This window comes from Sphingobium sp. (genome assembly GCF_036170395.1).
Classification (GTDB): Bacteria; Pseudomonadota; Alphaproteobacteria; order Sphingomonadales; family Sphingomonadaceae; genus Sphingobium.
Genome location: NZ_JAVHPD010000007.1, coordinates 255,943 through 273,492 on the forward strand (window position 1 = coordinate 255,943; position 17,550 = coordinate 273,492).

Here is a 17,550-nt window from a genome sequence, read left to right on the forward strand (position 1 = left end):
ATATTGACGACTGTTTGAGCCCTTCATCTCTGCTCCCTTCGCGACTGTTCAATTTGAACGGGAGCTACTGCCATGATCCATATTGTCAAAGGGTGCTCGCTTACCGATGCGCGCGCCGCCTCGATGTTCGAGGACCGCAAGACCCTGTTCGTCGATCTGCTGGGCTGGGATGTTCCGGTCGTCGGCGGCCGCTATGAAATCGACAGCTATGACGGCGACAAGGCGGTCTATCTGATCGCCACCGACGATGGCTGCATTCACCAGGGGTCGATGCGGCTGCTATCGACAGAGGGCGCACATCTTCTCGCCGATCGTTTCGCGTCGCTCTGCGAGTGCGATGCGCCCCGGGGGGAGCAGGTTCGCGAGATTACGCGACTTTGCCTGCCGCAACGATTGGGCGCCCCCGGACGCCTGCGTGTCCGCAACCGGCTCATCTCGGCGATGGTCGATCATGCGCTCGGCAGCGGAATCACCATGCTAACCGGCGTCGTGACCGCTGCTTTTCGCGAGGAGGTTTTGGCGATGGGCTGGCGCGCAGCGCCGCTCGGCCCCGCGCGCCGCATCGATGGCGCGTTCCTTGGAGCGTTCCGCATCGAGATCTGCGCCGGTACGCCTGCGCTGCTGGCGTCGAACGGCATCTATGTACCGGGTGCGATCACTCCCGATGCGGCGGCAAGAGCCGCGTGAAGGGAATGGCGATGCACGACCCCGCCCGCCTCGCCGCGATGCTGCTCGCCGACGGTTATGTCATTGTCGATAACGCCGTGCCGACCGAGCTAATCACCGCGCTCGAAGCCGAACTCGCACCGCGCTTCGTCGCCACGCCCTTTTGCGAAGGCGGATTCTACGGAGCCCGCACCAAGCGCTTTGGCGCGTTGTTGCGGCGTTCACGGCATATCGCCGGCCTTGTGCTGCACCCGATCATCCGCGGTATCGCCGAAACGGTGCTCGGGGAATGGTGCGATCGTATCGTTCTCAACCTCACCCAGGCGATCGAAATCCATCCCGGCGCGCTCGCGCAGGTGCCGCACCGCGACCAGGATCTCTGGGGCGGCGTCAAGACCGGGATGCACTATCAGATCAACGTCATCTGGCCGATCGATCCGTTCACGCTGGAGAGTGGCGCGACGCTGGTCTGGCCGGGCAGCCATCACGATGCGGCATCGCAACCGGGCGATGCACGTCCGGTCGCCGCCGAAATGCCACCCGGCTCCGCGCTGCTGTTCCTCGGATCGATCCTGCATGGTGCCGGCGCTAACCAGTCCGATCATGTGCGCCGCGCGGTCATCACCTCCTATTGCCTCGGATGGCTGCGGACGTTCGAGAATCAGTATCTCGTCTATCCGCCCGCCATCGCTCGAGCGTTCGATCCCGATCTGGCCGCGCTCATCGGCTATGCCCAGCATCGCCCCAATCTCGGCAATGTCGAAGGCCAGTGCCCGTCCGTGCTGCTTCACCGGGACGATATCGACGGCCTCCCTGCGATCGACGCGCTGCTCCCCGGCCAGGCCGACATGCTGGATGCCTATGTCGCCGAACAGGAAGCCGCGCGTGCGGGCCTGATCGGCGGGTAACGCGGGTTCGTCGGACCGGGCGCTGCACTCATGACACACGATCCAAACCCCGAAGCAGGCGGCGGCGCGCGAACACGGATCGAGGCGGATTCATCCGCTGTGGACGGTGGAGCCACGGCGTCGTCGGCCGCGGAGCGCGCTCGGCGGGCACGCGAGCATTGCCCGTTTCTGACAACCAAGCAGGCCGCGTTCCATCTCGGTCTCGCGGGGGACACGCTCAAGAAGATGCGCCGGGAGCGGCGCGGCCCGCCGTGCCGAAAGCATGGCACCGTCTGGCGCTACCATATCGACGATATCGAGGCCTGGTCGCGCGCGAACATGCGGGAGGGAGGCAATGGCTAGGCTGCTACCCTCCCGTCTGCCGGCTAAACCCACCGCGCTGATCGGTCTCGGCGCGGCCGCGCTGGCGACCACGATCGCGCTGCCGCCAACGCCGTGGCTGGTCTGGAACGCATCGGCCAGCGCGCCGATCGGTCTCTATGCCGTCAGCGGACGGCAGGACATCGCATCGGGCGACATGGTGCTGGTCCGGGTGCCCGACCGCTGGCGCCGGCTCGCCGCCGAGCGGCGCTACATTCCGATCAATATCCCGCTGGTCAAGCGCGTCGCGGCCGCGCCCGGCGATCGCGTCTGTGCGCGCGGGCGGGAGATCTATGTCAACGGCCACCCGGTGGCCGAACGCCGCGAAGCCGATGGCCGCGACCGTCCGATGCCGTGGTGGAATGGCTGCGTGATGTTGCGTTCGGGCGCATTGTTCCTGCTGATGGACAGCCCGGATTCGTTCGATGGGCGTTATTTCGGACCGACATCGCGCGGCGACGTCATCGGCGAGGTGCGACTGCTGTGGCTGGGCTGAGGGTCGCCATCACCGCCCTGGCGCTGCTGGCGGCGGCACCGGCTGACGCGCAGTCGGTCGTTCACTGGCGGCCCTATATCGAGGCAGCCTCGGCGCGTTTCGGCGTGCCGGTAGAATGGATCGAGCGCGTCATGCGCGCCGAGAGCGGCGGGCGCACGGTGCTGGACGGGCGCCCGATTACCAGCCACGCCGGCGCGATGGGACTGATGCAGCTCATGCCCGGCACCTGGTCCGAAATGCGCGCGCGGCTCGGGCTCGGACGTGATCCCCATAGCCCGCGCGACAACATATTGGCGGGGACGCTCTATCTTCGTCTGATGTATGACCGCTTCGGTTATCCCGGACTGTTCGCAGCCTATAACGCGGGACCGGCACGCTATGCCGAGCACGTGCGGACCGGCCGCGCGCTGCCCGGTGAGACCCGCGCCTATCTCGCGAGCGTCGCCGGAGTGCCCGTCAATTCCCGGTCGGCTGTCACGGCCGCCAGTGCAACGCCGCGTACCGTCAATGCCATCTTCTTCGCGATCGGCGACCGGCCCCCTGCCGGCCGGAGCGAAGCCGGTGCGGCCACGCTGTTCGTCGCGCTGCGATCGACGTCGCCCGAGAAGAACGCGCCAGACCGCCCATAGTGCGAGCCGATCGGGGCTTCATGCCGAATCGTGTTTCTGCTATGTTCCGAGCCTATGGAGTTGGTCGTGATGTTGCTCGGTCTGATCCTGTCCGCCACCGGCATCGTCCTCTTCGCCTGGGCGATGTTCCGGCTCGCCGTCTTCGCACTCCCGGTCGGGCTCGGTGCGGCCGCATTTCTGTGGGCGGGGGGTGGCGAACTGGGGCCGTTGCTCGGTCTGCTTCTCGGCCTCGTCGTCGGCGTCGCGGTCTTGCTGATCGGACGCATGCTCATCGCGTCGCGGTTGCCCGTTCCGCTTCGCGGAGCGATCGCGCTTCTCTTCGCCGTGCCCGCCGGGATCGCCGGCGGCAGTGTCGTCTCCAGCCTGATGCAGCTCGGCGGTGCGGGGCCGACCGCGACCGGCATCGCCGCGGCGGTCGGCGCGATCATCATCGCCGGTGCCGCCATGATGAGCCTGTTGCCCGCGATGACCGCTTGCACCGGTTCGAACGGATCCCCGCTGCACGGTTGATCTGTTGGGGCCAGTGGGCCGAGTGCTCGCTCCTCGTGTCACCGCGCGCATGGCGACCACGACGAGAGTGCTTCAAGACGGCAGGGTCTGACCTGACGCATCCGGGTTTTCAGGCGCCTCGCGCCTGCGGCGCGACCGCCGCTCTATTCCGCTAGGCTCACATCCGTTCGCCAAGCTCCACCGGGCCACGCTTCGCGCGTCCCGGCCAAAGGTGACGATCGGACTGGCGGGATGCCGGAGCCTTGCTCCGGCCTGTCGTCGCCGCGCCTGACCGGCGCGGCGGCATTTTTCGTTGGGCCTTCCCCTCGTCGCGCGGGTGGGCGGCGCTCCCTTCTGGGCCCGGCCCGGCGTCCCGCAAGCCGGCCTTCGACTGCGCTCGGGTCCGGCTCCTCCATTGCATTTCGGCCCTGCGGGTGCGGACCGCCTCCTGGCCGCGCCCGGCAGGTCGCAATTCGCCGCCCACCCCCGCTCCGGGGGAGGCCCTGGGGTTTTTGGGGCGGCATTGGAGGATAGCCATGCACCAGACCGGCAGCCAACGCGCGCGCGCAGAGGGCAGCAAACGCCAGCCCCCGGCGGAGCGCGCCAATCTTTACGACGAGGTGACGGGCCGCATTGTTTCCGAACTTGAGGCGGGCCGCTTCCCTTGGGTCCAGCCTTGGGGCCGCCCCAATGGTCAAGGCTTCTCCGCCGCCCCCGGCCTCCCGCGCAACGGGCTCACCAGCCGCAATTACAGCGGCGTCAATGTCCTGATCCTGTGGGGAGCAGTGATCGAGAACGGCTATCCGTCGCAATCGTGGCTGACCTTCCGCCAAGCCTTGGAGGCGGGCGGCAATGTCAGGAAAGGCGAGCGCGGGACAAGGGTTGTCTATGCCGACCGCTTCACCCCCGAAGCCGAGAAGGAACGCGCGCGCCAGACCGGCGGCGAAGCCCGCGCGGTGCCGTTCCTCAAACGCTTCACCGTGTTCAACGTCGCACAGTGCGAAGGCTTGCGCCCCGGCCTTGCCACCGACCCCGCACCGCTTCCCGAACGCCAAGTCGTGCCGATCGCCGAAGCGGTCATTGCGGCATCGGGCGTCGATTTCCGCATCGGTGGGGACAAGGCCTACTATGTCCCGAGCGCCGACTATGTGCAGGTGCCCCCGCAACCGGCCTTCCACGAACAGATCAATTTCTACCGGACGGCGCTGCACGAACTCTGTCATGCCAGCGGCCACCCGTCGCGCCTCAATCGCAATCTGCGCAATGCGTTCGGCAGCAAGGACTATGCGCGCGAAGAATTGATCGCCGAGATGGGATCGGCCTTCCTTTGCGCCGCGCTCGGCATCGTGCCGACCGTTCGTCACGCCGATTATCTGGCATCATGGCTCGACGTGCTGCGCGAGGACAATCGCGCGATCTTTCGCGCGGCCAGTCAGGCGAGCAAGGCCGCCGATTGGCTGCTTGCCCGCTACGCCGAGACGCAGGACGAAGGGAGGGAAGCGGCATGATTACGCTCCCCCATGCGATCCTTTCGGCGCTGCGCGCGAATGCGCGCGCCAGCCGCCTCCACGAGCAGCGCGACGAACGGTTCGACCCGTTCCCGGTGGTCAAATTCTTCAATCCGGTCGGCGCGGCGACGTGGATCGCCACCGAGCTTTACGACGATGGAGACACGCTGTTCGGCCTCGCCGACTTGGGGTTCGGATGCCCGGAAATGGGCGTGTTCTCGCTTACCGAGATTGCGGGCGTCCGCTTGCCCTTCGGCCTGTTCATCGAGCGCGACGAGCATTTCGAGCCGCTGGCCCCGCTTTCGCTATGGTCCGATACCGCGCGGCGCATGGGTGCAATCGTTCTGGCCGAAGCCGAACTTCGCCGCATCACCGATAGCCGGAACGGCAACGAGCTTCCGCCGCCTCTTGATGATCGAGGGGCCGGATGACGCGCGGCGCGTTTCGCCGCATTGAGTGCCGGTCCCGCCCATCCAGCAAGACAAACGGGACCGGCGCTCCAGAAGGAGCAGACCAATGAAACTCGACTTTATCGACCATAGCAAGCTGGTTCCGTCCAAGGTGAACATGCGGCACGGACCCAAGCCCCCGGACGTGGGCGACATTCTGCCCTCGATCCGCAAGCGCGGTGTCATCGTGCCGCTGATCGTGCGCCCGCAGGCGGGCAACGATAATGGCGTCCACGAAATCGTCGCCGGGCGGCGGCGCTGGACGGCGAACGCCATCGCGCTTGTCGAGGGCATCGACCACGGCCCGCTTCCCGTCGCCATCCTCGACGCCGGGGACGACGCCGACGCCATCGAGGCATCGCTTCTCGAGAACACCCGGCTCGATCCCGACGAGGTGACGCGATGGGAAACCTTCGCACGGCTGGTCAAGGAGGGCCGCGACATTGCGGATATCTCCGCGACGTTCGGCATTCCCGAGCTTGGCGTGAAGCGTATCCTAGCGCTCGGCAACCTGCTTCCGCGCATCCGCGATCTTTACCGCAAGGAGAAGATCAACGCGGCGACCGTCCGGCATCTGACGCTGGCGAGCAAGCAGCAGCAGAAGGCATGGCTGGCGCTCTACGACGATGACGACGCCTATTGCCCGACCGGCCAGCAATTGAAGGCATGGCTGTTCGGCGGGCAGTCGATCAAGGTCGAACATGCCCTGTTCGACGTCGATGCGAGCGGCCTTGCGATCGTCGCCGATCTGTTCGGCGAAGACCGCTATTTTGCAGATGCCGACGCGTTCTGGACCGCGCAGAACGCCGTAATCGACGCGCGCAAGGAGGACTATCTGGATGCCGGATGGTTCGACGTGGTGATCGTCCCGCCCGGCGAATATTTCTACCGCTATGAGTTCGCCAAGGCACCCAAGCGCAAGGGCGGGCGCGTGTATATAGATGTGCGCGAAAGCGGCGAGGTCGAGGTCCACGAAGGCTATGTGACGAGCAAGGAGGCCAAGCGGCTCGAACGCGGCGAGGCAATCGAAACCGGCCCCAAAGTGCCGCGCCCCGAAGTGACGAGCACGATGCAGACCTATATCAACCTGCACCGTCATGCCGCTGTCCGCGCCTCGCTGACCCGTCATCCCAAGGTCGCGCTGCGCTTGATGGTCGCCCATGTCATCGTCGGGTCGCCACTGTGGACGGTCAAGCCCGAGCCGCAGACCGCGCGCAACGACGATGTGCGCGAAAGCGTCGAAACTTGCCGCGCGGAAACCGACTTCGACGCGAAGCGCCGCGCCGTATTGGACCTTCTCGGCTTCTCGCCCGAGGAACCGACCGTCACAGGCGGCAACGGCGACGACTTCGGACTGGTCGGCGTGTTCCTGCGCTTGCTCGACGTGCCCGACCGCGCCGTAATGGACGTGATCGTCATCGTCATGGGCGAAACGCTCGCCAGCGGCAGCGCCGCCATCGAGGCGGTCGGCGGCGAGATCGGCGTCGATATGGCCCGCTACTGGCAGGCCGACGACGCCTTTTTCGAGTGTGTCCGCGACAAGGAGGTGCTGACCCGCATCGTCGCCGAGGTGGCGGGCGAACCTGTCGCCGCCGCCAATGCGAAGGAACCGGGCAAGGTCTTGAAGCGCATCGTCCGCGACCATCTGGAGGGTGCGAACGGGCGGCCCAAGGTCGAGGGTTGGGTGCCGAAATGGATGGCGTTCCCGCCCGCTACCTATACGGCGCGCGGCGGCGTCGGCACCGTCGCGGCTCATGCCAAGGTGCTCGCGGCGCGCCCCGACCGCGAGCCGGAACCGACCGGCCCCGGCGCGGTGATTGCGCTTCCGGCCCCTGCCAAGGCCGAGCCGCAGGAACAGCCCGAGCGCGAAGCCGCATGAAACTGGACGGGCGGCGGCGCACCCGCCGCCCGTTCCGTCCCCCATAAAATCGCCGCGCCGCTCGGCCGCAAGCGGCCCTCGCGGCGCGGATTTCAGACAGGAGACTTGTCATGGCCGACCGTGTTTCGGCATCCATCACCATCGGCGGGACGCTCCCCGCCAGCCAGCTTCCCGCCTTCGCCGAGGCCATCGCGAACGAAGGGCTGTCCACCGAATGGGACGGCGAACCCTTCGCGCTCGGCGATCTGCCCGAGGGCGAGCCCTTGGCGCTCATGGCGCACGAGGTCGCCTGGGGGCGGTTCGAGGGACTCGAAGCCTTCTGCATCGCGCATGGGCTTTTCTTCGCGCGCTGGTCGGGCGCCTATGCCTGCCAGTGGGGTGCGGAACGCACCGTGTTCACCGGCAGCGGCGAACCGCAAAGCTACGCTGCCGACGAGGACGACTATATCCTCATGGGGCGCTGCACCGCCGAGCGATTGGGCAGCTATGCGGCGATCATCGCGCATTTCGATGCGGCCGACTTCGCGGTGCCCCCGCTTGTCATCACGCCCGAACGGGAGGAGGCGAGCAATGGCTGACATCTGGATTCAGGGCAGCTTCGCCTTTCGCTGCACCGCCGCCGAGTGCGCGCTGATCGAGGAAGTCGCAAACGCTGGCTACGCGCTAGCGAATGACGACGCGCCCGATCCGCCGAGCGCGGCGCTGCTCGCAGCCTTTCCGCCGGACGATGCGAACGCGCGGTGGAGCGGGTTTCGCGAGGCGTTCAACGATCCCGAATTTCCCACCATCGGAGCCGATTTCATCGCTGAAACCTGCCCCGACGATCCATCCGCGCGGATCGTGTGTTTCGCCAGCATGGACGATTTCGATGCCGCTGCCATCGCGGTGGTGATCCAGCGATGTTGCCCCGAAACGCTCGCCAAGGGGCCGATCGGCTTTGAATGGGCCATGACCTGTTCCAAGCCCCGCATCGGGGAGTTCGGTGGCGGCTGGTGCGCGATTTTCGCAGACCGCATCGAGATCGACGCGACCAACGAGGCGCTGTCGCGCGCGCTCGCGGGCGACGGCAACTAGCCCAAATCGCGCCGCACTGCGCGCTCGCGTGCCGAAAACCCCTGCCGCCTGACCTACCGGGCGGTGCGGCGGATCACCGTCCGGGCGCTTCCGCATAACGTGCATTCGTCCTTCTGCCGCTCGAATCCGCGCGTGCCGCCGAGCGCGCAGGTGACGACATTGGCCTGTGCGGTAACCGACAGGTTGAGCCGGTCAGTCACGCAGGCATCGCACACCGCCGCGCCGTCCAGCCGCACGATCAGCCGTTCGATCTGCCCCGCAATCGTCGTTCCTTCGTTCATCGCCGTGAGGCTATAGCCGCGGCCTCGTGGCCGCGAAAGCAATCATGGCTTCCCGGAAAGACGCCGGACTGGGCTTCCTGTCCGCGCGCGCATCTCGTCCTTTCGTGTCTCACCAACCCGTCGCCGGCTCCTTGGGCGCATGACCTGGGACGGCCGCGCGCCTCGCGAAACCATCGCGCGGAACTGATTTCCCCGCGCCGCTTTGGCGGCGCTCCTCGCGGCCGCTTCGCTCCAAATCAGCCCCGCGCTTCCGGTCCTCCGCTTCGCTTCGGCCTGCGGTTCGCAGCGCGCTCAAGGGCCGTCCCTTCGGTCCGCCCATCGCCCGGCATCGGGTCGGGCGAATGTGCAAGGAGACGAGAAATGCCCTCAATCGGTCATGTCCAGCGCCAGAACGACGGTTCGTTCCGGGGCGCCTTGAAGACGCTTTCGGTCAATGCCGAGATCGCCATCATCCCCAACCGCAGTAAGACCGGGGACCAGCCCGACTACCGCGTGCTGTCGAACGGCGTCGAACTGGGCGGCGGCTGGATCCGCACCGGCGAGGTGAGCCAGCGCGAATATGTCCGCCTCGCCATGTCGGCCCCCGAACTTGGCGGCCGCACCCTCTACGCCAATCTCGGCCGCGCCGCCGGGCAGGACGACGACGACGCGTTCGCCGTTATCTGGAACCCCGGCGACTGAGCCGGATCGGCCCCGCGCCGGTCACCCGGCGCGGGGCTTTCCTCATGCCTTGAGGGCTTGGCGTGGGCCTTTTCCTGCACCGGAACGCGCTTGCGGGCCTGCAGAGAGGAAGAAATCCGCTCAGCAAGCACCGAGTATCCGGCGGCGAACGGACCGCCTCAACCATCGACGGTTCCCCCAATTTTCACGCCACCTGCGTTCCGCTTCGCTCCACTCCGGCGACGAGAAAATCGGCTCCCCCGTCGCCCGCTTCGCGGCCGCTGCGCGGTGGTTGACCCCGCCCGCTCCCCGCCGGGCGATGGCTCATCTTTCGCTTGTATCAGGAGGATGAGATGTCGGTTGAACAACAGATCGAGGAGCTTCGCGCGGAGCTTTCATGGTGCGATGACGCGGGAGAACGGCGGCAGATCGAAGCCGAATTAAGGGCCGCTGAGAAGAGGCTGAAGCGGTGCAATCGGGCGCTGCGTCAGGCCGAACAGGCAGGCTGGCAATAAGGCGATGCGCTGTTGAAGGGGCAGGTTCGCGGGAGTGGTGCCGCATGGCGCCGCTCCCCTTTTTTGATCGGGAAGGCGGGAAGGCAAAGCGGGCGTCTGGGGCGGCAGGTGGCAGTCGGGCTCGATGGCAAGATAGAGGCAAAATCTCGCGATTTTGTAAGTGTTTGTCTGCACATCGTTTTTTGAAGGCTTTTGCGAGACTCGCCCTTTGAGTGCGAGACAGGGTTACCAGGAGTGGCGGTTTTCTGGGCTTTTCCGATCCCAATCGCGAGACTCCTTGCGCTCTGGCGAGGACGCGCCATTCTTATCGGCGGGGAGCGTCATTCCGGCATGGAAGGACGCCGCTATGCGCGATGATGAGTTCGAACCGCAGCTGGGCCGGATGCGCGGCCGGGGCAAGGAGCAGCGCTACCTGAGCCGCGTCGTGAAAGCGGCAAAGCGGGCCGGCATGAAAACGGGCAGGCGCGGCCGTTTCGACGGCAGCCGGATCGGGCGCGGCGCGAGTGTTGCGCGGGTGCTCAGATCGCGCGACCGATTGGGCGCGTTCCGGTCGCGCCGCGTGATCGTCAAGATACGGCCTGTCGGCCTTGGCGGGAAAGGCATGGGCGGTGCGAAGGCGCACCTTCGCTATATTCAGCGCGACGGCGTGACCCGTGAGGGCGAGGCTGGTGCGCTCTACTCGCCCGACAGCGACGTCGCCGATGGCAAGGCGTTCCTCGAACGGTGTGACGGCGACCGCCGCCAGTTCCGGTTCATCGTGTCGGCCGAGGACGCCGACCAGTATCCCGACTTGAAGCCGTTCGTGCGCCGGCTGATGACGCAGATGGAGCAGGATCTTGGGACAAAGCTCGATTGGGTGGCGGTCGACCATTTCAATACCGGCCATCCGCACACGCATATCGTGGTGCGCGGCGTAAACGATCGGGGTGAGAATCTGCTGATCGCGCGCGAGTATATCTCGCACGGGAGCCGGCAGCGGGCGATCGAGATCGTCAACCTCGACCTGGGGCCGCGCACCGACCTTGAAATCGAAGAGCGGCTTCGCAGCGATACGGGTGCCGAGCGGCTGACCGCGATCGACAGACGGCTGATCCGCGACATGGATACCGCGCGGCTGGTCAGCGCGAGCGATGGCGATCCCTTCCAGCAATCGCTTCGCGTCGGTCGCCTGCAGAAACTCGGGCGCATGGGACTCGCCTCGCATGTCGGCAACGGCACCTGGCGGCTTGAGCCCGACCTTGCGAACACACTGCGCCAGATCGGCGAGCGCGGCGACATCATCCGCACCATGCAGCGCGAGCTGACCGCGCGGAAGCTCGATCGTGCTGCGGTCGATCGCGTCATCTACGACCCGGTCGCGAAGGAGGCGACGCCGATCATCGGCCGCGTCGTGATGCGCGGGCTCGCCGACGAACATGAAGACCGTCATTATCTGCTGGTCGACGGCATCGACGGGCGCACCCATTATGCCGAGATCGGCAAGGGCGAGCTGGTCGACACGATCCCCGAAAATGCCATCGTCCGGATCGCGCCACGCGAGGGCGGCATTCGCGCCGTCGATCGGACGATCGACGAGATCGCGGCGGCGAACGGCGGGCGCTATTCGATCGACGCCCATCTGAAGCACGATCCGACCGCCAGCGAACGCTTCGCCGAAACGCATGTCCGGCGGCTTGAAGCGATGCGAAAAATCTCGGGCGTCGTCGAGCGCGAGCCCGACGGAAGCTGGATCATCGCGCCGGACCATCTCGCCAGGGTCGAGAGGTTCGAAGCCATGCAGTTCCGCGACCACCCCGTTGCCATTGAAACCCTGTCGGCGATCCCGCTCGACAAATTACCGGGAACCGATGCCGCGACCTGGCTCGATCGCGAGCTGGTCGCCGAAGCGCCGGTGCCAGTGCGCGATGCTGGGTTCGGGCACGAGGTTCGTTCAGCGCAGGCGATGCGACGGCAATGGCTGATCACCGAACAGCTTGCAGACGAACAGGATGGGCAGACGGTCTATCGGCGAGGGATGCTCGCCGCGCTCCAGCGGCGAGAATTGCTGCGTGTCGCCCGCCAGCTCTCCGACAAGTTAGGCGTTCCGTTCGCCGAGGCCAGAGAGGGGGAGGCTGTTCAAGGCAGGCTCGTGCGCGCAGTCGAGATGACGAGTGGTCGCCATGCGCTCATCGAACGGTCGCGCGATTTCACGCTGGTGCCGTGGCGCTCTGTTCTCGATCGCCATGTCGGTAAATCGGTCTCGGGCATCATGCGCGACGGCGGGATCAACTGGACACTCGGGCGGCAGCGCAGCGGGCCGAGCGTCTCCTGATCCGGAGGATTCGGGCTTTCTATTTTCATGAAATTATGTTTTCATGGATTCATGAAAAATATCGCAGCGCAAACCGATGTCGGCGACGAGCATCTTCAGGTGCAGATTCCTGCCGTTACGAAACGCGATCTCGGTCAACGGTCGCTCGATTCCCGCGAGCCGATCCGGATGATCGTACTGCGGGCACTTGAAGCCTATGGCGTGAGCGTCCCCGCAGACGCGATATCGGATCGCCGGAAGGGCAGGCGATGAGCGAGGATTTCGAAGCTCTCACTGTTGCGGATTATGCGAAGCAGGCCGCGCGGACTGATCAACGCAGCGGTGGCCGCGCACTGGGCTTCTCGATGCTTGGCCTTTTCGGCGAAGTCGGCAGCTTGCTCAGTGAGGCCAAGAAAAAGCAGCGCGACGATGCCTCCTACCTGGGTTACGCTCACGCCGTCGCGGAAGAGCTTGGTGACGTCCTTTGGTATCTGGCGGCGATCGCACGGCGCAGCCGCATGGCGCTCAGCGACATCGCTGCCGCCGCGGCGACAAACGGCGGACAATGGCAGACGGGCGGCAACGAAACGCTCAGTTTCCATGCGCTGCAGCCGCAGCACATTCCGCTTGCCAAGGCACCGATGCCGCAGTTCGAGCATAGCCTGCTCGCGCTGGCAGGCGACGTTGGGCTGCTCATCAACGATTTCCAGGCGGGCGGTCTTGCGAAGGACCGCGAAGCACTCGCGGGCCGGCTGGTCGCGGTCATGCGCCGGTTGATCCAGGCGGCAAACGAATCCGGTGTTACCATCGAGGCTGCCGCCGTGAAGAATCTTCACAAGATCTTCGATCGCTGGCCGCGCGAGCGCATCTATCCGGCGCCGACCGATGCGGCGCTCGACCCAGAAGAGCAATTGCCGCGGCGGATGGCGATCGACGTCTATGAACGCACCGTTCGCGGGCAGACATTCGTGTATCAACGCTCAAGCGGTGTGTATGTCGGCGACCGGCTCACCGACAACGCGCTCGAACCCGACGACTATCGTTTCCACGATGTCTTTCACTACGCTTATGTCGCGGTGCTTGGCTGGTCGCCAGTGCTGCGTGCGCTGCTCCGTCTCAAGCGCAAGAGCGATCCGAAACTCGACGACGCCGAAGACGGTGCTCGGGCGATTCTCATCGAAGAGGGCATAACTTCCTGGATTTTCGGACAAGCGCAGCAACTCCGGTACTTTGAAAACGTGAAGCGCGGTGGCCTTCCGCTGGACATGCTGAAGCATGTCCGCCAGTTCGTCGCCGGCTACGAATCAGAACGCTGTCCGCTGTGGCTTTGGGAGGAAGCGATCCTCCAGGGCTATACGGCTTTCCGCTTCCTTCAGGAGCATCGGCGCGGCCGCGTCCTGATCGACTTCGCCAATCGCCGCCTGCGTATCAAGGAATTGCCGTCATGACCCCGAAATCCTTTGTGTCCACCCTGGCGGCGACCGAACTTCCCTCAGTGTTCAATCCCTGGCGCGATCGCTGCACGGTCCATGACCGCAGCGACGCCGCCGCCCGGCGCCGCGACAATCTCGAAATGCTGCTCACCGCGGCGCTTGATCATCGCGTCGAAACGATCTGGATCGCGCGTGATCTCGGCTATCGCGGGGGGCGGCGTACGGGCGTACCGCTGACCGACGAAATTCACCTCGGACATGCCGGCACGCTGATGGGCGGCATCGCATTTGAACGTGCGACGCAGGGACCCGCCGTGGCGGAGCGCACCGCGGCGATCGTCTGGCGTGTGCTAGAGCGGATCGGTCAGCCTGTCATGCTCTGGAACGTTTTCCCGTTCCATCCCCATGAAGCGGATGATCCGATGTCGAACCGATGCCACACGCGAAGCGAGCGCGAGGCGACCTGGCCGATATTGCAAGCCCTCGTGTCAATGATCCGGCCCCGCCAGATCGTCGCGATCGGGCGCGACGCTCACCTGGCGCTGGACGGTCTCGACATTCCGACCACCGCGGTCCGCCATCCGAGCTACGGCGGGCAGCGCGAGTTCATCGAGGGCATGTTCAGCCTGTACGGTGTCGCGGATGACAACGATGAGCCGCTAGAACTGCCGTTGGGCGCGCCTCACGCCGCAGCACGGAGATGTGCGCTCGCCTGATCGCAGCGTTCAAAGAGTTGCTTAAGATCGCCGCGGTTCCAGTTGGCGGTGTCGACCGTGGCGTTGGTCGAGACGATCGTGAGCGGACCCAGCGCGACCCCGCCTTCCTTGGCGATGAATTCGAGCAGACGGCCGAGGCCGATCAGATTGCCGAGCAGTTTTTCGATATAGTAGTGATTGCGGTAGAGCGCGGTCATGCCGAGGCGACGATCGTCGCCCTTGCCGATCAGCTTGAGACTGGCAAAGCTCAGGCACTGACCGCCGTAGGGCGAGTCATTCACGTCGCGGGCGGGGTCGAAGATCAGCAGTTCGAATTTGTTGAGCGCTCGGACGTTCGGGTTGCGCAGGCGCTCGACGATGCCCCAGATTTGATTGATTGGCTGGCCGTCGGCGCGGGGCAATTCCATCATCCGTTCGAAATAATAGCCCGACCAAGCGCCCGACCTCCGGACCTTCGGCAGCACGTTGTCGCGAAACCGGTCGAAGAATTGCGGCGCGCCGTAGCGCCTGTACAGCGCTGCCGGAAAAATCGTGTTGGCGACCGTCTCGATGGGCTTCTTGCCATGGCCCGAAAGGAAGGCATCGACTTCCGCCACGACGGGATCGGCGAGTGTTGCGCGCGCAGTCGGCTCGGCCACGGAGATGACGACATTCTGCGCCTGGTGTCCGGTGGCGAGGTCGACGAGCCGGACCGCCTCGCGCCAGCCAGCAACGCAGTCAGGCTGCGGCGGTATGGGAAGATACATCGACTTCCTCCGTCAAATTTGCCGTGGCGAAAAGGCGCGGCGCTAGAAAGCGCTCAGTAAGCCAGGCGTGGCCTTCCAAGCCCCAACCTGGTCCCCAGCTGTTGCGGATGAGAATGGCCGGGGTGCCGTCCACGGTTCCATGCCCGACCGCGACGACCGCGTGCCGTTGCGCTGGCTCGGGGAGTTCGTCGTTCGCCGGATCGACGACGCCATCACCGCGCGGCTGGAAGAAAGACCGTGACAGCATCGTCAGCATGAGCACCGGCGTGTCACGATCCAGCGCGGCAAGGATGGATGACAGGTCGGTTCCATCCCTCTGTCCGTTGCGGCCATAGAGCGGGCCAACGGTCGCCGGCGGCGTCCACAGTCGATGATCGGCTGGAACCGCTGCCAGATACGGCCAGCCTTTCTCGTCGGGTTGGCCATCGAGCCGTAGCGCGTCCAGCATTGTGGATAGCAGTGCGCCGCTCGTCGGCGGTCTGCCCGCCCGTTTCTGCGCGGCATAAAAGGCGAATTCACACGACAGCGGTGCCCAGCCGTCGCGAAGCCCGGCGTGGGTGTCGCTCGCGGCGAATGCGAGGCATGTCGGCCGCGCGCCTTGATCGCGCGCAGGCCCGAACAGCGGCCGAAGGTCACGGACGATATCGATCATGGGGCGTCAGGCGGCCTCGAGCAGGTGCCGCCGTTCGGCGCGCGACAGGCCCGTCTGTTCCGGGCCGGTGAGGTCGAAATCGAGCGTCAGGCTGGTGAGGGCCGGCGCAGGCTGCCACGGCCGCCGCTCGTCGAGCGACATGCGGCCGCGCCGCGGCGCATCGGGCGCCGCGGTGACACGGCGGACAACGGGACCACCGATGCCATCGCCGTCGATTGCCTCACGCTCGTCTCGAACGACGGCGAAGCCGCTGGCGATCAGTTGGTCGAGATCCCAGAGATACCCACCGCCGCTATGTTCTTCGAGCTGCAGCACGAAAAGATCATTGCGACTGCCATCGATCCGCGAGCCGGCATCGCGCTCGGTCAGCAGCCAGACGTCGCCGCGATAGTTGTCGGGCCGATAGTCCTTGAGGAGATCGACCTTCAGGCTGCGCGGCTGCGTCCGGAGCAGGTCGGTCATCACCGATGGCGAAATCAGATTGTAGCGAACCAGGGTGCGGCACGTCGCCTCATAGCTGGCGCCGATCCGCAGCGAGAGCTGATAGACGACATTGGGGCGCCGGAAATGATCGATCTGCCATCCTTGTCGCGCGCTGTGCGCGAGCACCAGCCATTTCGGCATCATGAAGGCGATCGCAAAGGCGTCGGCTTCGGTTTCCTCGAAGTTGTTTCCCGGTTCGGGCGACATCGGCATCCGGCGCAGGATGCTCTCATCGTCGAGGCTCGGCTCGTGTCGCATCGAAAAATGCCCGAGTTCGTGCGCGGCCGTGAAGCGCTGGATGCTCATCGGTCGTTCCGTCGTGACGAGAACGCCAGGAGCAGGTGCGCTGAGATAGGCGCCGAGCAGGCCTTTCAGAGGACGAAGCAGCAAGGGTAGACCCACGGCATGGATCGCGCCGAAGACATCGACGCTGCCGCCTTGGGTCTCGATCAGTGCGCGCGTATCGAGTTCGCGATGCAGGCGGCCCGCTGCCATCGTACCAGCGCGAACCGCGCTCGCATAATCCGACGCCATCGATCAGCTCCGTTCGCCGCCAGACCGCGAGCGGAGATATTCGGCAAACCGGCTCAGCTCGGCCCGGTCCTCAGTCGACAAGGCCGCAACGCGTCGCGCCAGATGGGCGACATCGGCGGGAAGGCTCGCGGAGGCCTCGTCTTCGCCGGTAAAATAGGCCACCGACTGGCGGTAAAGACGGGCAAGCCGCGTCAGTTCGATCGCTTCAACGCGGCGCTGGCCATTCTCGATATCGGTAAGCGCGGTCCGGGGAATCTTGAGATAGGCAGCAACTTCTTCCTGCTTGAGGCCGAGATATTTCCGTGCTTCGCGCAGACGGTCGCCCAAGCGCCGCCGCTCCTGCTCGTCGCCTTCCTGGCGGAGTGCGAGATTGGTCATGGCTTCGACCCTTTCTTCTTAACCCAGACGCGTTCGATCTTAGGGAGGAGGTCGTCAATCGCCTTCTCGATCGAATTGTAGCCGCCGGTGCGGACGATGCTGTCGCGAAGCTCGATGTCGAGGACCTGCTCCACCGCGCAAAGCGTGTCGACCACGGACAAGGAGTCGAGTGGCACGGGCGCCTGGATGATCTTCGGGTTTTCCGGAGGCAGGGCAATTCCGCGCACCTGTGCCTCAGCCCTGGCCACTTGCAGCAGTTCGTCGACCAACGCCCTAATGGCGTCGGCTTTGGGAAACGCGGTTGCCGCGGGCTGCGGAGGAGCGATTGTCGCCATGCATGCCTCGCACGATTTCACTACATTAAATGCGATATAATGTCTGATAATCCGACACGCAAGCCCGAA

23 protein-coding genes are annotated in these 17,550 nt (G+C 65.5%); 17 read left to right on the plus strand and 6 right to left on the minus strand.

The window, feature by feature from the left end; genetic code table 11:
• Nucleotides 1-72 precede the first annotated feature (72 nt).
• The 11 genes from V2B31_RS02855 to V2B31_RS02905 all read left to right on the plus strand — a co-directional run bounded on the left by V2B31_RS02855 (nucleotide 73) and on the right by V2B31_RS02905 (nucleotide 8,458).
• Nucleotides 73-687: an acyl-homoserine-lactone synthase gene (locus tag V2B31_RS02855; RefSeq protein ID WP_017499961.1), complete on the plus strand. Its 615-nt coding sequence runs from the start codon at nucleotides 73-75 to the stop codon at nucleotides 685-687.
• A gap of 5 nt (nucleotides 688-692) precedes the next feature.
• Nucleotides 693-1,574 (plus strand): phytanoyl-CoA dioxygenase family protein, encoded by an 882-nt coding sequence (locus tag V2B31_RS02860; RefSeq protein ID WP_017499960.1) that lies wholly within the window; start codon nucleotides 693-695, stop codon nucleotides 1,572-1,574.
• A 30-nt stretch (nucleotides 1,575-1,604) separates the two neighbouring features.
• Entirely contained in the window at nucleotides 1,605-1,916 is a 312-nt protein-coding gene (locus tag V2B31_RS02865; RefSeq protein WP_081095412.1) for a helix-turn-helix domain-containing protein, read from the plus strand.
• A complete protein-coding gene (locus V2B31_RS02870) occupies nucleotides 1,909-2,430 on the plus strand; it encodes a S26 family signal peptidase (RefSeq protein WP_017499958.1) in 522 nt (173 codons plus the stop codon). The genes V2B31_RS02865 and V2B31_RS02870 overlap by 8 nt, the downstream gene beginning before the upstream one ends.
• Nucleotides 2,418-3,059 (plus strand): lytic transglycosylase domain-containing protein, encoded by a 642-nt coding sequence (locus V2B31_RS02875; RefSeq protein ID WP_017499957.1) that lies wholly within the window; start codon nucleotides 2,418-2,420, stop codon nucleotides 3,057-3,059. Before V2B31_RS02870 ends, V2B31_RS02875 begins: the two co-directional genes overlap by 13 nt.
• A 54-nt stretch (nucleotides 3,060-3,113) precedes the next feature.
• Complete coding sequence (locus V2B31_RS02880; RefSeq protein ID WP_017499956.1) at nucleotides 3,114-3,569, plus strand: hypothetical protein; 456 nt, start codon at nucleotides 3,114-3,116, stop codon at nucleotides 3,567-3,569.
• Between the two features lie 515 nt (nucleotides 3,570-4,084).
• Entirely contained in the window at nucleotides 4,085-5,056 is a 972-nt protein-coding gene (locus V2B31_RS02885; protein WP_017499955.1) for an ArdC family protein, read from the plus strand.
• Nucleotides 5,053-5,487, plus strand: a complete 435-nt coding sequence (locus tag V2B31_RS02890) for a DUF2958 domain-containing protein (protein WP_017499954.1) — start codon at nucleotides 5,053-5,055, stop codon at nucleotides 5,485-5,487. The genes V2B31_RS02885 and V2B31_RS02890 overlap by 4 nt, the downstream gene beginning before the upstream one ends.
• An 85-nt stretch (nucleotides 5,488-5,572) precedes the next feature.
• Nucleotides 5,573-7,384 (plus strand): ParB/RepB/Spo0J family partition protein, encoded by a 1,812-nt coding sequence (locus tag V2B31_RS02895; RefSeq protein WP_017499953.1) that lies wholly within the window; start codon nucleotides 5,573-5,575, stop codon nucleotides 7,382-7,384.
• Nucleotides 7,385-7,494: 110 nt separating this feature from the next.
• Entirely contained in the window at nucleotides 7,495-7,962 is a 468-nt protein-coding gene (locus tag V2B31_RS02900) for a hypothetical protein (protein WP_017499952.1), read from the plus strand.
• Nucleotides 7,955-8,458, plus strand: coding sequence for a hypothetical protein (locus tag V2B31_RS02905; RefSeq protein WP_017499951.1), 504 nt, complete (start codon nucleotides 7,955-7,957; stop codon nucleotides 8,456-8,458). The genes V2B31_RS02900 and V2B31_RS02905 overlap by 8 nt, the downstream gene beginning before the upstream one ends.
• A 53-nt stretch (nucleotides 8,459-8,511) precedes the next feature.
• Here the strand turns inward: V2B31_RS02905 and V2B31_RS02910 are convergent, their stop codons facing one another.
• The gene (locus V2B31_RS02910) at nucleotides 8,512-8,739 is read right to left on the minus strand and encodes a hypothetical protein (protein WP_017499950.1); all 228 of its coding nucleotides are present in this window, start codon (nucleotides 8,737-8,739) and stop codon (nucleotides 8,512-8,514) included.
• 360 nt (nucleotides 8,740-9,099) lie between these two features.
• On the opposite strand from V2B31_RS02910, the gene V2B31_RS02915 reads away from it, so the two are divergent.
• The 6 genes from V2B31_RS02915 (at nucleotide 9,100) to V2B31_RS02940 (ending at nucleotide 14,353) form a co-directional block, all read left to right on the plus strand.
• A complete protein-coding gene (locus V2B31_RS02915; RefSeq protein WP_017499949.1) occupies nucleotides 9,100-9,420 on the plus strand; it encodes a DUF736 domain-containing protein in 321 nt (106 codons plus the stop codon).
• A 332-nt stretch (nucleotides 9,421-9,752) separates the two neighbouring features.
• Entirely contained in the window at nucleotides 9,753-9,914 is a 162-nt protein-coding gene (locus V2B31_RS02920) for a hypothetical protein (RefSeq protein ID WP_168196079.1), read from the plus strand.
• Between the two features lie 346 nt (nucleotides 9,915-10,260).
• Complete coding sequence (gene rlxS, locus V2B31_RS02925) at nucleotides 10,261-12,225, plus strand: relaxase/mobilization nuclease RlxS (protein WP_017499947.1); 1,965 nt, start codon at nucleotides 10,261-10,263, stop codon at nucleotides 12,223-12,225.
• Between the two features lie 51 nt (nucleotides 12,226-12,276).
• Entirely contained in the window at nucleotides 12,277-12,477 is a 201-nt protein-coding gene (locus tag V2B31_RS02930; protein ID WP_017499946.1) for a hypothetical protein, read from the plus strand.
• Nucleotides 12,474-13,652, plus strand: coding sequence for a nucleoside triphosphate pyrophosphohydrolase family protein (locus V2B31_RS02935; protein WP_017499945.1), 1,179 nt, complete (start codon nucleotides 12,474-12,476; stop codon nucleotides 13,650-13,652). The genes V2B31_RS02930 and V2B31_RS02935 overlap by 4 nt, the downstream gene beginning before the upstream one ends.
• Nucleotides 13,649-14,353, plus strand: coding sequence for a uracil-DNA glycosylase (locus V2B31_RS02940; RefSeq protein ID WP_017499944.1), 705 nt, complete (start codon nucleotides 13,649-13,651; stop codon nucleotides 14,351-14,353). The genes V2B31_RS02935 and V2B31_RS02940 overlap by 4 nt, the downstream gene beginning before the upstream one ends.
• On the opposite strand, the gene V2B31_RS02945 is transcribed toward V2B31_RS02940, so the two are convergent.
• The 5 genes from V2B31_RS02945 to V2B31_RS02965 form a co-directional block, all read right to left on the minus strand.
• Nucleotides 14,320-14,991 (minus strand): hypothetical protein, encoded by a 672-nt coding sequence (locus V2B31_RS02945; RefSeq protein WP_328275111.1) that lies wholly within the window; start codon nucleotides 14,989-14,991, stop codon nucleotides 14,320-14,322. The two genes, V2B31_RS02940 and V2B31_RS02945, sit on opposite strands and share 34 nt — an antisense overlap.
• A 79-nt stretch (nucleotides 14,992-15,070) precedes the next feature.
• Entirely contained in the window at nucleotides 15,071-15,751 is a 681-nt protein-coding gene (locus V2B31_RS02950) for a C1 family peptidase (protein WP_017499942.1), read from the minus strand.
• 6 nt (nucleotides 15,752-15,757) lie between these two features.
• Complete coding sequence (locus tag V2B31_RS02955; RefSeq protein ID WP_017499941.1) at nucleotides 15,758-16,768, minus strand: ImmA/IrrE family metallo-endopeptidase; 1,011 nt, start codon at nucleotides 16,766-16,768, stop codon at nucleotides 15,758-15,760.
• Nucleotides 16,769-16,771: 3 nt separating this feature from the next.
• Nucleotides 16,772-17,146: a helix-turn-helix domain-containing protein gene (locus V2B31_RS02960; RefSeq protein WP_017499940.1), complete on the minus strand. Its 375-nt coding sequence runs from the start codon at nucleotides 17,144-17,146 to the stop codon at nucleotides 16,772-16,774.
• Entirely contained in the window at nucleotides 17,143-17,481 is a 339-nt protein-coding gene (locus V2B31_RS02965) for a hypothetical protein (RefSeq protein ID WP_017499939.1), read from the minus strand. The genes V2B31_RS02960 and V2B31_RS02965 overlap by 4 nt, the downstream gene beginning before the upstream one ends.
• Nucleotides 17,482-17,550 lie beyond the last annotated feature (69 nt).

Excerpts from the sequence above, each read along its gene's own strand:
- V2B31_RS02870 (WP_017499958.1), top strand. The coding sequence starts at position 1,909 with ATGGCTAGGCTGCTACCCTCCCGTCTGCCGGCTAAACCCACCGCGCTG.
- V2B31_RS02905 (WP_017499951.1), top strand. The coding sequence starts at position 7,955 with ATGGCTGACATCTGGATTCAGGGCAGCTTCGCCTTTCGCTGCACCGCC.
- V2B31_RS02855 (WP_017499961.1), top strand. The coding sequence starts at position 73 with ATGATCCATATTGTCAAAGGGTGCTCGCTTACCGATGCGCGCGCCGCC.
- V2B31_RS02955 (WP_017499941.1), bottom strand. The coding sequence starts at position 16,768 with ATGGCGTCGGATTATGCGAGCGCGGTTCGCGCTGGTACGATGGCAGCG.
- V2B31_RS02915 (WP_017499949.1), top strand. The coding sequence starts at position 9,100 with ATGCCCTCAATCGGTCATGTCCAGCGCCAGAACGACGGTTCGTTCCGG.
- V2B31_RS02965 (WP_017499939.1), bottom strand. The coding sequence starts at position 17,481 with ATGGCGACAATCGCTCCTCCGCAGCCCGCGGCAACCGCGTTTCCCAAA.
- V2B31_RS02910 (WP_017499950.1), bottom strand. The coding sequence starts at position 8,739 with ATGAACGAAGGAACGACGATTGCGGGGCAGATCGAACGGCTGATCGTG.
- V2B31_RS02940 (WP_017499944.1), top strand. The coding sequence starts at position 13,649 with ATGACCCCGAAATCCTTTGTGTCCACCCTGGCGGCGACCGAACTTCCC.
- V2B31_RS02895 (WP_017499953.1), top strand. The coding sequence starts at position 5,573 with ATGAAACTCGACTTTATCGACCATAGCAAGCTGGTTCCGTCCAAGGTG.
- V2B31_RS02880 (WP_017499956.1), top strand. The coding sequence starts at position 3,114 with ATGGAGTTGGTCGTGATGTTGCTCGGTCTGATCCTGTCCGCCACCGGC.
- V2B31_RS02935 (WP_017499945.1), top strand. The coding sequence starts at position 12,474 with ATGAGCGAGGATTTCGAAGCTCTCACTGTTGCGGATTATGCGAAGCAG.
- V2B31_RS02920 (WP_168196079.1), top strand. The coding sequence starts at position 9,753 with ATGTCGGTTGAACAACAGATCGAGGAGCTTCGCGCGGAGCTTTCATGG.
- V2B31_RS02960 (WP_017499940.1), bottom strand. The coding sequence starts at position 17,146 with ATGACCAATCTCGCACTCCGCCAGGAAGGCGACGAGCAGGAGCGGCGG.
- V2B31_RS02950 (WP_017499942.1), bottom strand. The coding sequence starts at position 15,751 with ATGATCGATATCGTCCGTGACCTTCGGCCGCTGTTCGGGCCTGCGCGC.
- V2B31_RS02860 (WP_017499960.1), top strand. The coding sequence starts at position 693 with ATGGCGATGCACGACCCCGCCCGCCTCGCCGCGATGCTGCTCGCCGAC.
- V2B31_RS02890 (WP_017499954.1), top strand. The coding sequence starts at position 5,053 with ATGATTACGCTCCCCCATGCGATCCTTTCGGCGCTGCGCGCGAATGCG.
- rlxS (WP_017499947.1), top strand. The coding sequence starts at position 10,261 with ATGCGCGATGATGAGTTCGAACCGCAGCTGGGCCGGATGCGCGGCCGG.
- V2B31_RS02865 (WP_081095412.1), top strand. The coding sequence starts at position 1,605 with ATGACACACGATCCAAACCCCGAAGCAGGCGGCGGCGCGCGAACACGG.
- V2B31_RS02900 (WP_017499952.1), top strand. The coding sequence starts at position 7,495 with ATGGCCGACCGTGTTTCGGCATCCATCACCATCGGCGGGACGCTCCCC.
- V2B31_RS02930 (WP_017499946.1), top strand. The coding sequence starts at position 12,277 with ATGAAAAATATCGCAGCGCAAACCGATGTCGGCGACGAGCATCTTCAG.
- V2B31_RS02885 (WP_017499955.1), top strand. The coding sequence starts at position 4,085 with ATGCACCAGACCGGCAGCCAACGCGCGCGCGCAGAGGGCAGCAAACGC.